General features: G+C 62.5%; 13 protein-coding genes. 6 read left to right on the top strand and 7 right to left on the bottom strand.

Annotated features, from left to right (window positions below; genetic code table 11):
- Positions 1-2 precede the first annotated feature (2 nt).
- Positions 3-491: a hypothetical protein gene (locus KF886_12460; protein ID MBX3178169.1), complete on the bottom strand. Its 489-nt coding sequence runs from the start codon at positions 489-491 to the stop codon at positions 3-5.
- Positions 488-1,531, bottom strand: coding sequence for a PD40 domain-containing protein (locus tag KF886_12455; protein ID MBX3178168.1), 1,044 nt, complete (start codon positions 1,529-1,531; stop codon positions 488-490). The genes KF886_12460 and KF886_12455 overlap by 4 nt, the downstream gene beginning before the upstream one ends.
- Before the next feature lie 998 nt (positions 1,532-2,529).
- Here KF886_12455 and KF886_12450 point away from each other — a divergent pair.
- Both KF886_12450 and KF886_12445 read left to right on the top strand, forming a co-directional pair.
- Complete coding sequence (locus KF886_12450; GenBank protein MBX3178167.1) at positions 2,530-3,015, top strand: GNAT family N-acetyltransferase; 486 nt, start codon at positions 2,530-2,532, stop codon at positions 3,013-3,015.
- 9 nt (positions 3,016-3,024) lie between these two features.
- A complete protein-coding gene (locus tag KF886_12445) occupies positions 3,025-3,273 on the top strand; it encodes a hypothetical protein (protein ID MBX3178166.1) in 249 nt (82 codons plus the stop codon).
- A gap of 441 nt (positions 3,274-3,714) precedes the next feature.
- Here KF886_12445 and thiC read toward each other — a convergent pair whose 3' ends face one another.
- Entirely contained in the window at positions 3,715-5,604 is a 1,890-nt protein-coding gene (gene thiC / locus KF886_12440) for a phosphomethylpyrimidine synthase ThiC (protein MBX3178165.1), read from the bottom strand.
- 271 nt (positions 5,605-5,875) lie between these two features.
- Complete coding sequence (locus KF886_12435; protein ID MBX3178164.1) at positions 5,876-6,868, bottom strand: hypothetical protein; 993 nt, start codon at positions 6,866-6,868, stop codon at positions 5,876-5,878.
- A gap of 515 nt (positions 6,869-7,383) precedes the next feature.
- Here KF886_12435 and KF886_12430 point away from each other — a divergent pair.
- Positions 7,384-8,673: an AAA family ATPase gene (locus tag KF886_12430; GenBank protein MBX3178163.1), complete on the top strand. Its 1,290-nt coding sequence runs from the start codon at positions 7,384-7,386 to the stop codon at positions 8,671-8,673.
- Complete coding sequence (locus KF886_12425) at positions 8,670-9,293, top strand: TIGR02646 family protein (GenBank protein ID MBX3178162.1); 624 nt, start codon at positions 8,670-8,672, stop codon at positions 9,291-9,293. Before KF886_12430 ends, KF886_12425 begins: the two co-directional genes overlap by 4 nt.
- Positions 9,294-9,318: 25 nt before the next feature.
- On the opposite strand, the gene KF886_12420 is transcribed toward KF886_12425, so the two are convergent.
- The gene (locus KF886_12420) at positions 9,319-10,410 is read right to left on the bottom strand and encodes a serine/threonine protein kinase (protein MBX3178161.1); all 1,092 of its coding nucleotides are present in this window, start codon (positions 10,408-10,410) and stop codon (positions 9,319-9,321) included.
- Positions 10,411-10,543: 133 nt separating this feature from the next.
- Here KF886_12420 and KF886_12415 point away from each other — a divergent pair, with 133 nt between their 5' ends.
- Together KF886_12415 and KF886_12410 are read left to right on the top strand one after the other, a co-directional pair.
- On the top strand, positions 10,544-10,984 hold the full coding sequence (locus KF886_12415) for a phosphate-starvation-inducible PsiE family protein (GenBank protein MBX3178160.1): 441 nt from the start codon (positions 10,544-10,546) through the stop codon (positions 10,982-10,984).
- 36 nt (positions 10,985-11,020) lie between these two features.
- Positions 11,021-11,797: an NIPSNAP family protein gene (locus KF886_12410; protein MBX3178159.1), complete on the top strand. Its 777-nt coding sequence runs from the start codon at positions 11,021-11,023 to the stop codon at positions 11,795-11,797.
- Positions 11,798-12,031: 234 nt separating this feature from the next.
- Here the strand turns inward: KF886_12410 and KF886_12405 are convergent, their stop codons facing one another.
- Together KF886_12405 and KF886_12400 are read right to left on the bottom strand one after the other, a co-directional pair.
- Positions 12,032-12,667 (bottom strand): AhpC/TSA family protein, encoded by a 636-nt coding sequence (locus KF886_12405; GenBank protein ID MBX3178158.1) that lies wholly within the window; start codon positions 12,665-12,667, stop codon positions 12,032-12,034.
- A gap of 103 nt (positions 12,668-12,770) precedes the next feature.
- A complete protein-coding gene (locus tag KF886_12400) occupies positions 12,771-14,942 on the bottom strand; it encodes a heavy metal translocating P-type ATPase (GenBank protein MBX3178157.1) in 2,172 nt (723 codons plus the stop codon).
- Positions 14,943-14,955 lie beyond the last annotated feature (13 nt).

The raw sequence follows: 14,955 nt of genomic DNA, 5'->3' as shown, positions 1-14,955 counted from the left end.
CGCTACGGGACGACCCGGTTGGTCGAGTGCGCCCAGTACACCGGCGCGGCGGCGAATTCGCCTTCCTCGGCGTAGGGGTTGATGATCCCGGCCATGCAGTAGGCGTCGATGGGGAGGTCCAGCGCCATCCGGTGCAGATCTCCCGCGCGGAACCGCGTGACATTGCCCCCGATAGGGCCGGATCGCTGGTCCGCGGCCTCCGCACGTTTCTTGAGCGGGTTGTAGTGCCCCACGAGAATGACGCCGGACGCCTCGCCGCGGTGGGTTTCGACGATCTCGTAGCGCATCACGTAGGCGTAATCGTAGAGGTCGTTCGAGGGGAACTCGCCCGCGATATCGACGAGTTTCGCGGTGACCTCCAAGGCGCCCTGGCTGGCCGTCTCCGGGCTCGCCCCATCGTCGGGCGCGGCGGCGCCACACCCCGCCAGCAGGCCAATCACCGCCGCCAGCACCAGGACGCCCGCGCGCGGGCCCAATCGCTCAAGCATCATTCACCTGCCACTTCCGCATAGGTCCAGTCCGGCTCCCAGGCCGGGAAAAGCGAAACCACCGGCGCATCCTTCACGTCGGGATGCTTCTGGCGCAACTCCGCGCTCGTCCCCCCCACGGCGGGCGCGTCGGCCAGGCGCATGAGGAACATCGGCGCGCCCTCCTTTTCCGAGCCGCCGCCATCCTTGATCGATTTGGTGAAGAGCACATAGGCCCCGTCCGGCGATACCAGCCCGCCGTAGACGTGGTAGGCGTCGTCGCCGTAGACGAGCTTGCGCTCCGATCCGTCCGCGCGCGCCATCCAGAGCTGGGTCGCGCCGTAGCCGGCGTGCGCTTTCTGATCCGGTGGACGGGAGGAATAGATGACGTGCTGCGAATCCGGGAACCAGTCCGGCGTACAGCTCTGGAAGACGTGAACCGGCGTGGCTTCGCCCGTATTCGCGTTGATACACACGATGTTCCACGCCTGCTGGCCGACATTGCCCGTGCCGCAGAACCACTGGCCATCCGGCGACGGGAAAAGCTGCTGGAAGATCCCCTGGCGGGGCATCTCTTTCACCACCTCGCCGGATTCCAGGTGGATAATCCGGATGCCTTCGCGATAGAGGCAGGAGATGTGTTCGCCGTCGGGCATCCAGTTCGCCCAGGGATACTCCTCCTCCCCCCCGAATTCGCGGGGATCGGATCCGTCCGCATTCGCGATGACGACCGTGCCCCCGAAGCCCCATTTGTCGTGGTCGATGACGGAGCCTTTCGGGAAGCGCCGGTAGAGAATGCGCGCGCCATCGGGCGAATAGCGCGGCGCCGCCTCCTCGTAATCGAAGGTCTGGGTGACGCGCCGGATGATGGATCCGTCCGGCCGCGTGCGAAAGAGGTCCCACGTGCCATTGTCGGCCCGGGCGCTGTAGATGATCCAGCCCTTGTCCGCCACTTCCCGCGCCAGCTCGGCGGTCGGGGAGCCCGCGTGGGCGAGCGCGGGAACGGCGCAGGCCAGGACCAGAACCACGAGCTTGGTACACGCTTGGAAATAGCGGGAACGCATTTCGATCCACCTCTCCCGAAGGTCCGTGCGCCGGTGAATCCGGGCGCGGCGTCGGCATGGCGTAAGCTTACACCGCCACCGGAAACGGTGCAAGCAGGCGGAGTCCAAGTGGGATGCCGCAGCCCTGGCGAATAGTCCGGCGGGGCCGGGGGTATATTCCGGCGGCGCGGTGAACCCGGCTTCGCCGCCACCCCGTATTCTGAGAAGACTAACCGGAAGGGATGTGCGCGTGCGGGACCAGAGCAACCGGAACCGGCGGCGAAGTCACTTCACCGACAAGCTTCTACGTCCGGCGCACGCCCCCCGCTGGGCTTCCGATTGGATGCTAACGTGATCTTTAGATTGGCTGACCCGACGGACGTGTGCTATCGTAACTGCACAAATCTTTGGAGCCCACCAACCTTCAGCGGACCAACCTGTGGGGCGCGTATCTGAGATGAAATGGATTCCAGTGCATATCGCCGTTGGGGCCAGTGTGGCCTACTTGCTCCCGGAGGTTGCTGCGCAGGAATTCTCGAGTCGATATGACGTTCTTGTCGCCTATCTATTCATCGTACTCCTAATGGACGTGGTAAACACGTCGGAACAGAACGTCAAGCTGTTGAAAGGCGCTGGGTATTTCCCCAACCGTTCGTGGTGGTTGCCCTATCGGTTTCATGCCTCTGCAATCTTCGCGGTGGTTTGTATGTATTTGTCGCTTCACTTCAAGGGAAGCGGTGTTTACATCCTGGTTACCACAGGGTTCTGTGTGGTTCTGGCGTTGTGCGGATACTTCAACCGGCGGGTGAGGCAAGCGTGGACGTACTCCGCGATCAAGCACAACGTACGACACCGGCGTGCGCGGTAGCGAGATAGTAATTGGCGCGCTACGTGGCCCCCCTCTGGCCTGCATGTCGGACAGCACGCTTTCCAACGCTGTATAGTTCGTTTAAAAAGTATTGGCGCATTGGCGAGCAGTTGGCGGCATTCGACAATCGGGGCTTCGAGGAAAGAGACGGATGACGTTGCGGGAGATTACGATACGACGCGCGACGTTCGACGACTACGATGCGGCGTGTGCACTTTACCGTACCGTGGACAACTACCATCTGGAGCTATACCCGTCCATATTCCAGGAGGTCGATGGCCCCGCTCGGCCACGAGAGCGGTTTGAGGCCAAGCTCAGTGACCCCTTAAAGGCCGTGTTCGTGGCGGCGCACAGGGGAGAACTCTGCGGGCTCGCGGATGTGACTGAAGAAGAAGCGCCGCCCTATCCCATGTTTAAGCCCGCCCGGATAGCCAGGATCGACAATCTGGTAGTCGCGGAGGCCTATCGCAGGCGGGGCATTGCCCGCGCACTGCTTGAAGCTGTGCGCGGTTGGGCTTCCGAGCATGCGCTGGGTCGTATTCAGTTGAGTGTCTACTCGAAAAACACGGACGCGCTGGCGTTTTACGAAGACGCCGGATTTTCACCGCTGGTGATGAAGTTGGAACTCGATCACTGATGGATCAAGTTGCAATTACACTCCCTGCCGCCGTGGTATGATTCACTGGGGTATGCGGAGAACTATCAGGAAGAGCTCGTATCCGAGCCGCACGGTGGGCCGGAAGGTAAGCTCGCATTCGAGATTGCCGCGGCGACTTCCAAGGCCGTTCCGCAGGAAAAGGGGTTCCCGTGGTCCGTGGCGACCGTATCGGCGCTTGCCGGCATGGCGGTTACCGCGATTGCGGTGGCGGGCTGGCGAAAAACTGGTGAGCGTTGAGCAACTACTCATGACGCGTTGCGTCACCCGCTGAGAATGAAAATTACGGCGGCTTTGCCGCCTGGCAGGCGGGGACGCCTGCGCTCCCAGCCTTTGACGCTTCCATGTTTACACGCGCTGTAACGTGGTTTGCATGAGGCAGAGATGGGTATGGTGAGACGGATATTTTCGGAGCAGCCGCTGATGACGTGTTGCATCACCCGCTAAGGATGAAATGCTGCCCCTGACTGTTGTCCTTCAACTGGAGTCTCGCACGCTCAAGCCTTCGCGGCGGAGCCGCGGAGCTTGAACGTGGCGCCCGTGGCTTCTTTTGAAATTTCGGAGCAGGGGTAAGGTCGATATCGGTGTTTACTGGCCCAAAAGCCTACCGGTGGCGCCGGATGCGCGCAAATCAAGTCGCAACTCCGGACCCGGTCCCCGCGATCTTGTACTATGCCCCGCCTAGGTGTAGATCTCGCTCCCTTTTTCCTTGAACTCCGCCGCCTTGGCCTGCATGCCTTCCTCGATCGCGGCGGAATCGTCGGCCAGGCCCAGTTTGGCGGCGTAGTCGCGGACCTGCTGGGTTATCTCCATGGAGCAGAATTTGGGGCCGCACATGGAACAGAAGTGGGCGATTTTTGCGCCCTCCGCAGGCAGGGTCTCGTCGTGGAAGCTCTTGGCGCGCTCGGGGTCGAGGGCCAGGTTGAACTGGTCTTCCCAGCGGAACTCGAAGCGCGCCTTGCTCAGGGCGTTGTCGCGGATCTGCGCGCCGGGGTGGCCCTTGGCCAGATCGGCGGCGTGGGCGGCGATCTTGTAGGTCACCACGCCCTCGCGCACGTCGTCCTTGTTGGGCAGGCCGAGGTGTTCCTTCGGGGTGACGTAGCAGAGCATGGCGGTGCCGTACCACCCGATCATGGCGGCGCCGATGCCGGAGGTGATGTGGTCATAGCCCGGCGCGATGTCGGTCGTCAGCGGACCCAGCGTGTAGAAGGGCGCTTCGCCGCACCATTCGAGCTGCTTGTCCATGTTTTCCTTGATCATGTGCATTGGCACGTGGCCGGGGCCCTCGTTCATGACCTGCACATCCTTCGCCCAGGCGCGCTTGGTGAGCTCGCCCTGCACCTTCAGCTCGGCAAACTGGGCCTCGTCGTTGGCGTCGTAGATGGAGCCCGGCCGGAGCCCGTCGCCGATGGAGAAGCTGATGTCATACGCGGCCATAATGTCGCAGATGTCGTCCCAGTGGGTATAGAGGAAACTTTCCTTGTGGTGGGCCAGGCACCACTTGGCCATGATGGAGCCGCCGCGGCTCACGATGCCCGTCATGCGCTTGGCGGTCATGGGCACGAAGCGGAGCAGCACCCCGGCGTGGATGGTGAAGTAATCCACGCCCTGCTCGGCCTGCTCGATGAGAGTATCGCGGAAGAGGTCCCACGTGAGATCCTCGGGCGCCCCCCCCACTTTCTCCAGGGCCTGATAGATGGGCACCGTGCCGATGGGCACGGGCGAATTGCGCAGGATCCATTCCCGTGTCTCGTGGATGTTCTTGCCCGTGCTGAGGTCCATCACCGTGTCGGTGCCCCAGCGGATGGACCACACCATTTTCTCCACCTCTTCTTCGATGGAGCTGGACACGGCGGAGTTGCCGATGTTGGCGTTGATTTTCACCAGGAAATTCCGCCCGATGATCATGGGCTCGATTTCCGGGTGGTTGATGTTGGCGGGGATAATCGCACGCCCCCGTGCCACTTCATCGCGCACGAATTCCGGGGTGATTTTGCCCGTGGGCGTGTTCGCGCCCCAGTTCATGCCGGGGTGCTGTTCCTTGAGCATTTCGAGCGCCAGTTCGTGGCGCTCGTTCTCGCGGATAGCGATGAATTCCATCTCGGGCGTGATGATGCCCTTCCGCGCATAGTGCATCTGGGTGACGCAACGTCCCGCCTTCGCCCGGAGGGGTTTGCGGCTGCGGTGGAAGCGGAGGTTCTCCAGCTTGGGGTCCCGCTCGCGCTTCAGGCCGTATTCCGACGTGATGGCGGGCAGCTCCTCCACATCGCCCCGGCCGAGGATCCACGCCTGACGCAGCGGCGCGAGGCCCTTGCGCACGTCGATATCCACCGCCGGGTCCGAGTAGGGCCCCGACGTGTCATACACCGTCACCGGCGGATTGATCCCCGCCACGCCGTTGTTCCGCCCCGCCTCGGTGGGCGACAGCGTGATCTCGCGCATGGGCACTTGAATGGACGGATCGGATCCCTCCACATAGATCTTCTTCGAGTTCGGGAACGGCGCGCGGGTAATGCGCGCCTCTTCCTGGCCTTCGGCGAAAACCTGATACTCGGTGGGCGAAACAGCCATGGGGGGAAACCTCCGGATTCGGGTATGCGTAAAGCCCTGCGGCGGCACGGGTGGCGGGCCAGCGGGCGCGTGGTTAACGAGGGTAACACGCGGGCGGAGCGGGGTATTCCACCGCCGCCCGGCGCGTTGGGATGATCATGGCATCCGGGCGCGGGAATAGTCAATGTTTGCGGGCTTGGGGCGTGAGGGCGAGAGAGCAGAATCGGCCAAGAGACGCCACAACCCCCGATCGACCTTTAGCACGCGCTAAACCTCTCGGCATCTTCCAACATCACCCCCTACCGGAAGAAGTCGGGGTGGTGTAACCTTCAGGAAGCCCCAGCGTCCCGGCAGCGGCCTCACGGAGAATTCGCCCCGGTTCGTTGTAGGGAAACACTGCACCCTTCCACAAGCTCAGGCTCTCTACATGTCCATCCATGTAAAGGACATTGCCCTGGCGCACCGTATTCGGCAAGAGCGCCCTGGAGTGTGCGACGTCCTCGTGGAGCACCACGATCTTTGCCCGAACGACCTGAGATTCGCCCGGGTTTCCAATATCGCGTTGATAGAATCTTTCTGCACCTTCTCGAAGAATGGGAATGGAAGACCCGATCGGGAGGCGAAGCGCCTTCCCGCTTGGATATTCCATATCCCATCCACGCGCCGAAGCATCGATCCTGCCCGACGCCAGCTTCTCCGCCAACGAAACGGTAGCCAATCGGAATCGCATGTTGTGAATTTTTGGATGATACTGCTCTGTCACCTGCACGGACCGCCCCCAACCCTTAATCATATGTTCATTGGGCACGTAGTCCTCTGGATCGGCGTCCTCGCGTCGGTCCCAAGGACCGAACATCAAATCGGAAAACGCGAACCCGTAGTAGTAGTACGGTGAACCAAGTACTTCACAAGGATCGACCACACCGTTGCCGCTGAAGCCTTCCACGCGTTCCCAGCGCGGATTGCTGGTTCCGCCTTCGTCCCACACTTCCACCGCAGTTTTTCCAAAGTCGTACGATGGGCAGACGAACAGGTCCATGTCGGTCAAATAGTCAGGGTAGAGTAAAGCGAAATCCATGGCGCCGTTCAAAGGTTGGATGACGCCGTTGCAGTCCTTCACTTTCGGCAGGGGAAACATTTCGCCCCTGGATTCGTTGGTATACATCGACAATGCCTGGCCGATCTGTTTAAGATTTGCCTGGCACGACCAGTACCGTCGCTCCTGCGCCAGTCGTGGCAACAGGCCGATTGAAAGAAGGACCAAGACGGCCAGAAGCGCCATCACGACGGCAAACTCCCAGCGCGAAAGTCTTCGGCCCTCAGCCTTTTGCTTCCGTAGCCGTATCATCCGATGTCTCCCAAAATAAGACGCGTTGGGCCAACGTCTGATTGTCCCACAAGTCCGTCCGTTTCCGGTAGCCTTCGTTATGATGGCGAGCCGATTGGCCCCCTCCTTCCCTCGACTAACGCGCCGGTGCTGGATAAACCCATGCCCAGAAACTTTCTCACCTGCCACCTCGGGATCGGCCAATACCGCGCGACGTATTACTGGAGGGCGTGAAGGGGTTTGATGCTATCCTTTCCATGCCTACGGACCCATGAAATGCCGAGGTGTTCGATACCGACGGGCCGCAACACAGGGTTGTGGCGAAAATGGCCGTGGACTGCAACAACAGTGACGAGCCGAAGGCCACGTAGGGAGACAAAAGGGACTTCTATACGGTGAGCATGTTATATTCAGTCTATAGAAGGTGGCCGTGACGCAGGGTCGTGTGCTTGCAAAAGAGGCAGGATTTCGGCATGAAAATCTCAACCCTTGAGTTCAACCACTATCGAAGCGCCCGACATGCAAAAATAGACCTCGATCCGAATCTGAATGTCTTTGTCGGCATAAATGGCGCGGGCAAGACCACCGTTCTCGATGCCGCCGCGCTGATGCTCTCGTGGGTGATCGCGCGTATTCAGTCCGCCGATGCGACGGGAAACGAACTCCCCGAAAACGATATTCTAAACGACAAAGCCTATGCCCACCTCGAGTTGGTATGCCAGGCGCCAGGACGTGATGGGGAGAATACCTTGGAGTGGCGTCTCGTCCAGGCGCGGCGGGGCCGCAATGCGAAGGAGGAACCCCATCATCCGACGTTGAAAAGCGACTTCTGTCAGCTGGACACCTGGGCGGACGAAGTCCGGCACAACATCGGGGAAACCGGCGGCTTCTGCAATATTCCGGTGCTGGTTTATTATCCCGTAAACCGTGTCGTGATGGATATCCCGCTCAGAATACGAACGGCGCACAATTTTGATCTACTCGAAGCCTACGACGAAGCGCTGTTGGGCGGGACGAGTTTCCGCTCATTCTTTGAGTGGTACCGCAATCGCGAGGACCTGGAGAACGAAAGCCGGGCCGATGCGGCGGGGTTTCAATCGGACCCACAACTCGATGCGGTACGCCGGGCAATTTCGAAGTTCCTGCCCTCTATAACCGGCATTTCGGTGAAGCGCGATCCGTTGCGGATGGAGGTCGATCTACAGGGCCAGAAGCTTCGCGTCGAGCAGATGTCGAATGGCGAGAAATGCCTCTTTGCCATGATTGGCGATCTGGCCCGCCGCCTATCCATCGCCAGTCCAGCGCTGAAGAACCCTTTAGAGGGAGCCGGTATCGTGCTTATAGATGAAATCGACCTTCACCTACACCCGGAATGGCAGCGCGAGGTCATTCCGAAGTTGCGCGAGACTTTTCCAAATTGCCAGTTTCTCCTTACCACCCACTCTCCGCAAGTAATCACGCACGTAAGGCCTGATGACTACTTGTTTCTGCTAACGCGCGGGAAGCGGGGCCTGGAGTTACGCAGAGCGCACGATCACTACGGCAAGACGGCGGATCGAGTACTGGAAGACCTCATGGGGTTGGGAACCACCCGTCCAACCGAGATCGCCGCTCGACTAACTGAAATCTACGCGCTCATAGATCAGAACAAGCTTGAGGGTGCCAAAAGTGAAATCAAAAAACTCAAAAGTGAAATCGGTGAAGATTCTGACCTGGTGAAAGCCGGCGTGCTAATTAAGCGGATGGAGCTCATTGGCAAGTGAAGTTCATCCAAAAGGGGCAAGAGCCGCCGGAATTGGCGGCATGGAAAGCGCTGTCCAATGACAATTGGAAACCGACCTGCGACGCGCTTCGGGGGGAGGAAAAGGCTGCGCTCCTGGAAGCACTATTGCGGGAGCAGGGATCCATATGCTGCTACTGTGAGCGCCGCTTGACCGAGGGCGACCGGCATATCGAGCATCTCGTCCCACAGTGCGACGGCAGCGTCGATGGTCTCGACTTTACGAATATGCTTTGCTCGTGCCAGGACCGGTTGTGCCCGGGCGAGCCCCGCCACTGCGGAAATCTCAAGGGAGATTGGCATGACCCGGATCTTCTGGTGTCGCCCCTCGATTCCGGATGCGAAGCGCGGTTCGCTTTCCTGGGCAACGGAGAGATCAGGCCCGCAGACGACGGGGACGAGGGCGCGAAAACGACCATCCGGCGCCTCGGACTCGGAATACCGAAACTGAACAGCATGCGCATGGGCGCCATTGAGCCGTTCCTGGACGCGGCATTAACAGAGGCAGACCTGCTCAATTTTGTAGAAAGATACCTTCTGCCAGACCCAAACGGCGATTACTCTCCTTTTCATACCACAATTCAATCCCTGTTCGACGGATAGCCAGATACTTGAAAACCAGGCGCCCCTACCACCACCAGAGCACACTTGCGCCCACGGCGAGAGCGATGAGTACGAACACGATGGCCGCGATGCGCGCGATGGGGGGGCCGGGTGTCAGGGCGCGGTTGATGGCGGCGATCATGGCCTGGCAGGTGGGGTGGCGATCTTCGGGGCGCTCGGCGAGGGCTTTCATGACGGCCTTGTCGGCGCGGCGGGGGATGCCGTGCATGACGCGCGAGGGCGGTAGCGCATCGGCGAGGGGGACCTGGCCGGTGATCATCTGGTAGAAGATGGCGCCGGCGGCGTAGATGTCGCTGCGGGCGTCGGCGCAATCGGGGTTTTCGCGCTGTTCGGGGGCGAGGTAGTGCGAGGGGAGCGCGGGGGCGGTCGGCTGGGCGAGGCCGGCGCTGCTGGCGGAGGTGAAGACGCCGAAGTTGAGCAGGACCGCGCGCCCGGTGGGCCGGACCATGATATTCACAGGCTTGAGGTTGCGGTGGGCCATCTGGGCGTGGGCGCAGGCGAGGGCCTCGAGGATCTGCTGCATGAGCGCGGCAGCGCGATCGAGTGGCAGGCGCCCGCCCTTTTTCTTGAGGAGGTCGGCGAGGCTGACGCCGTCGATATATTCCATGGTGAAAAACGAGCGCCCGCCCTCTTCGGTCTGCCCGTAGTCGTAGACGCGGATGATGTTCTCATGGCTGAGCTGCTGGAGGGTCTTGATTTCGGATATGAAGCGCCGGGCGGCGGCCTCGCGGTCGCCGAGGGGCGGGTGCATGAGCTTGAGGGCCTTGCGATCCTTGAGGCGCAAGTCGTTCACGAGGTAGACCGTGCCGGTGCTGCCGGCGCCGAGGCGGCGGACCACCTCGAAGCGCTCGTCGATGATGTATCCGGGAGGCAGTTCGCGCGGGGGGCCACCGAGGCCGAGCCGCAACGCCCGCGGAGCGCGGGGCGCGGCGTCGTCGAAGATCGTGGGCGGTTCGGTTTCGGCGAGGGCGGGGTCAAAGGTGCGGCGGGGCGCGGGCGGGGCGCTGTCCGGCTCAAGCCCGCGGGTGGGGATGTCCGACCAGCCGGGCGCGGGGGCGCCGGATTCGGGTGGCGTCTTGTCCTGATCCTCGCGCATGGGGTTGCTCCTGCCAATGGCGGCAGTATAACACGGCCCGATTCGCGGGATGAATGTATGCTACACTACGCGGGACCCGCGTAGCGCGCGGGGTTGCGGGGGACCGAACGACACAGAAGGGGTAACTGAGGCCATGATTGAGTTTATTCGGCTGCTTGAGCGCAGTGTGGTGCTTTCGCTGCTCGCCATGATGATGATCACGATCATCATTTCGACGGTCGAGCTGGGGGTCATCATGTATCAACAGATCGTGGCGCCGCCGTTTCTGCTGCTGGATATCGACAACATGCTCGAGATCTTTGGCTTCTACCTGATGGTGGTCATCGGGCTGGAGCTTTTTGAGACGATCCGGATTTATGTCGAGAACAACACGATCTACGTGGAAGTTGTGCTGCTTGTGGCGATTATCGCCGTGGCGCGGAAGGTGATCATCATCGACTACAGTGAAATCGATCCGATGATGAATTTCAGTATTGCCGCGCTTATCATCGCGCTGTGCTGCGGCTACTACGTGGTGAAACGGCTGATGGTCCAGGTGCGCCGCGTGGAGATTGCGGACCAACAGCGGCAATAAACCGGGCGCCCCGCCCGCTTGTGGAAAGGCTACCCCATGGAACGACGTGAATTCCTCGCCGGCGCGGCGTTGGCCGGCGCGGCCCTTGCCACGGCCGAAAGCGCGGCCCAGGAGAAACCGATGGCCCGACAGTACTACGAACACCGGCTCTACCACCTGCTCCCGGGCGGGCGTTCCGGCGCGATTCATGACTACCTGGAGCAGGCCGCGATTCCCGCGTGGAACCGGCTGGGTATCGGGCCGGTGGGCGTGTTTACGGGGGTCTTCGGCGGGGAATGGACGGCGGTGGAGGTGCTCTTGCCGCACGCCAGCCTGGAATCCGCGGCCACGGCCAACCGCGCCCTGGCCGCCGACGCCGAGCACCTGCGCGCGGGCGCGGGCTTTGTGGACGCGGCGCTGCCGGGGCCGGGGTACTACCGGCAGGAGAGCAGCCTGCTGGTTTCGTTCAGCGGGATGCCGGCGCTGGAAGTTCCGGAGAGGAAGGAACGCATTTTCGAGTTGAGGATCTACGAGAGCCACAGCGAGAAGGCCGCCATCAAGAAGATCGAGATGTTCAACGAGGGCGGCGAAATCGCGATATTCCGGGAGACGGGCCTCACCCCCGTGTTCTTTGGCGAAGCGCTGATCGGGTCGCGCCTCCCGAACTTGACGTACATGCTCGTGTTCGACGATCTCGCGGACCGCGAGGCGAGCTGGGCGGCGTTTGGCGCGAACGACAAGTGGAAGGCGCTGAGCGCGGACCCGCAGTACAAGGATACGGTCTCGAACATCCACAGCCGTATCCTCCGGCCCCTCCCCTATTCGCAGATCTAAGCAGGCGTTCATGACGCTTTGCTTCACCCCTTAAGGATGAAAATGGACGGCGGCTGCGCCGCCTGGCAGGCGGGGACGCCTGCGCTCCCAGCCTTTGACGCTTCCTTGGGAGAAAAGTTGTAATCTGGTTTGCTTGAGGCGGTTGTGGTGATGCTGAAAGGTGTATTTTCGGAGCGGAGGCCGTTTCGGATCCGAGTCTGCGCTGGCGGCGGAGAATCGGAGCCTCGAACTGGGTCAGAACGCTTTCTTCACGGCGGCGATGAGATCCTCGTTGGACAGCCGCACTTTGTAGTCCGGGTTGGAGAAGACCCACGCGACCTTGCCCGATTCATCAATGAGAAACACGGCGGGAACCGGCAGCTGGCCGGTATCGTGGCCGGTGCTTTCCACGAGGTGATCCCGGTAGCGGCTTGCGGTTTCTGGATCGAGCTTGAAGGCGACGCCCATGGCCCGCGCCAGGTCCAATCGGCTGTCCGAATAGATCGGGAAGTCGAGATCGGCCTTCTTTTTCGCCTCCACAAGGTATTCCGGCTTGTCGGGGGATATGCCAGCCAACTGGACGTCCATGCCGGCGAGTTCGGCGGCGATTTTCCGCAGCTCGGCAAGGTGCTTGACGCAGAACGGACACCAGTGTCCGCGGTAGAAGACGATGGCGGCGCGTTTGCCTGCGAGGGCCGCCGTAATCTTGACGGTTTCCCCGCTTTCCGTGCGCACGTCCACATCGGGCAGGGCGGATCCGGGCTGGATTGGTTTGGCCTCTTCCGCGCTTGCGGCGGGGTCAGGCCGGTTGTCGGAACTGGCGGCGATGGCGAGCGCCGCGGCAACAAGCGCCACAAATAAGATGCTGTACAGACCGGTCCTGCCAAACATGGGCGATCTCCTCGGCGGACACTGCCTCGACTCTGCCCGCTGCTCTCCGACGGTATATTCGCCGGGCGTCCTCTCCGGAGTCAAGTTCGCCAAACATCGCGGGTCAGGAGGAGGTCGCGGCCGGATCCCGAAGCAGGCGCAGACCATTGAAGATCACGAGCAGGGAAGCGCCCATGTCGGCCGCGATCGCCATCCACAGCGTCGCCCATCCCCCCATGGCCAGCAGGACGAACAGCAGCTTGAGCCCGAGCGCAAAGGCGATGTTCTGCTTGATGACCGCCAGGGTGCGGCGGGAATGGCGCACGAGCCACGCGATCTTTTCCAGGTCGTCGGCCATGAGGGCAATATCAGCGGTCTCGATGGCGACGTCGGTCCCCATGGCTCCCATGGCGATGCCGAGGTTTGCTTCGGCCATGGCCGGGGCATCGTTCACGCCGTCGCCCACCATGGCGACCTGGCCATACCGCGCCACCAGGTCGCGAACGGCCGCGACTTTCTCCTCGGGAAGCAACTCCGCGCGAAAATCGTCCACGCCAGCGAGCTCGGCGATGGCCTGGGCGGTTCCGCGATTATCGCCCGTCAGCATGACGACGTGATCGATCCCGGCGTCCTTCATGGCGCGCACGGCCTCGGCGGCATCCGGACGCACGGCGTCGCCCACGCTGATGAGGCCGCATACGTGGTCGTCGTTGCCGAGGGCGATCACGGAGTGCCCGGCATCCTCCATGGCGAGCGCGGCGTCGTGGATGCCGGGCGTCTCCGCGCCCTTCTCGTGCAGCAGCTGGTGGCTTCCAATCCAGAAATCACGCCCGTTGATCTGGGCCTCGGCGCCCCTGCCCCGGAGCGCCTGGAAGCCCGTGGCGGCGGGTGGCGCGACGCCGGCGGCATGCGCGCGCGCGAGCACGGCGCGGGCAAGCGGATGTTCGCTGCCCTGCTCCAGCGCGGCGGCGCGTTCCAGGACTTCCTTCTCGGTGTGGCCGTTGAGGGGAACGATCCGCTGGACTTCGGGGCGGCCCCGGGTGAGGGTTCCGGTCTTGTCGAGCGCAATGGCGCGGATACGCGATGGAGCCTCGAGGAAAACGCCGCCCTTGACGAGGACGCCCGCCCGGGCGGCGGTGTTGAGGCCGGCGACGATGCTGACCGGCGTCGAAATGACGAGGGCGCAGGGGCAAGCGATTACGAGGAGCACGAGGGCCTGGTAGAACCACGCGCTCCAGTCTCCACCGAAGGTCAGGGGCGGCAGCACGGCGACGGCGATGGCGAGCGCCATCATGATGGGCGTGTAGTAGCGGGCAAAGGTCTCCACCCACTGTTCCGACCGGGCCCGGCGCTGCTGCGCCTCCTCCACCATGCGCACGATGCGCGCGAGGGTGGTGTCCTCCGCCGCTCCCGTGGATCGAAACTCAATGGCCCCGTCCTCATTAATTGTGCCGGCGTAGACGGTATCGCCGGGGCCCTTGGAAACGGGAACGGACTCACCGGTGATTGGGGCCTGGTTCACGGTGGTCTCGCCCCGGGTCACGGTCCCGTCCAGCGGGATGCGCTCGCCGGGCCGCACCAGCACGGTGACGCCGGGCGGCACATCGGCGACGGGCTTCGTCTCAATATCGCCGTCATGCGGGCAGATGTAGCGCGCGGTGGCGGGCGCCATGTCCATAAGTGCCCCGATCGCCCTTCGCGCGCGGCCGACGCTCCAGGATTCGAGGAGCAGGGCCAGCGCGAAGAGAAAGGTGACGGTCGCGGCCTCAAACCACTCGCCGAGGATGCCGGCCCCGATCACGGCGGTTACCATGAGCAGGTTCATATCGGGGCGCATCGCGCGCGCCGCATATACGGCCTTGGGGAAGATGAACCAGCCCCCGGTCGCGATGGCAAACACGAATGCGGCGATGGAGAATACCGGGTAGCCGCCTTCGTCGCCCCCACCAGCCAAGGCGGCAAGGGGACCCGCCTGCGCGGCGTGCGCGAGGTATCCGGCGGTGATCAACAAGCCGCTGGCGGCGGCGCTGAGGCTTCGCCCGTGGGCCTCCCAAAAAGAATCGCCGGCCTGCTGCCGCGCCACATGATCGGCCCAGGGGATGGCCCGCATGCCGGTCCCGTTGATGGCGGCAATGATCGCCGGGACCTCCTCCCCGCCGGCCTCGACGAAGAGGCGGCCATTCATCAGATCGAAGGAGAGAGAAGACTCGGGGAGTTGGCCCGCGAGCGCGCGTTTGATGATGGCGATTTCCTCGGCGCAGTCCATGCCGCGGATTTTGAGGGCTATCTTGCTCATGGCGACTTTCCGC

Source organism: Candidatus Hydrogenedentota bacterium, from assembly GCA_019637335.1.
In the GTDB taxonomy this organism is placed as follows: Bacteria; Hydrogenedentota; Hydrogenedentia; order Hydrogenedentales; family JAEUWI01; genus JAEUWI01.
This window is presented reverse-complemented; position numbering and strand designations above follow the sequence as displayed.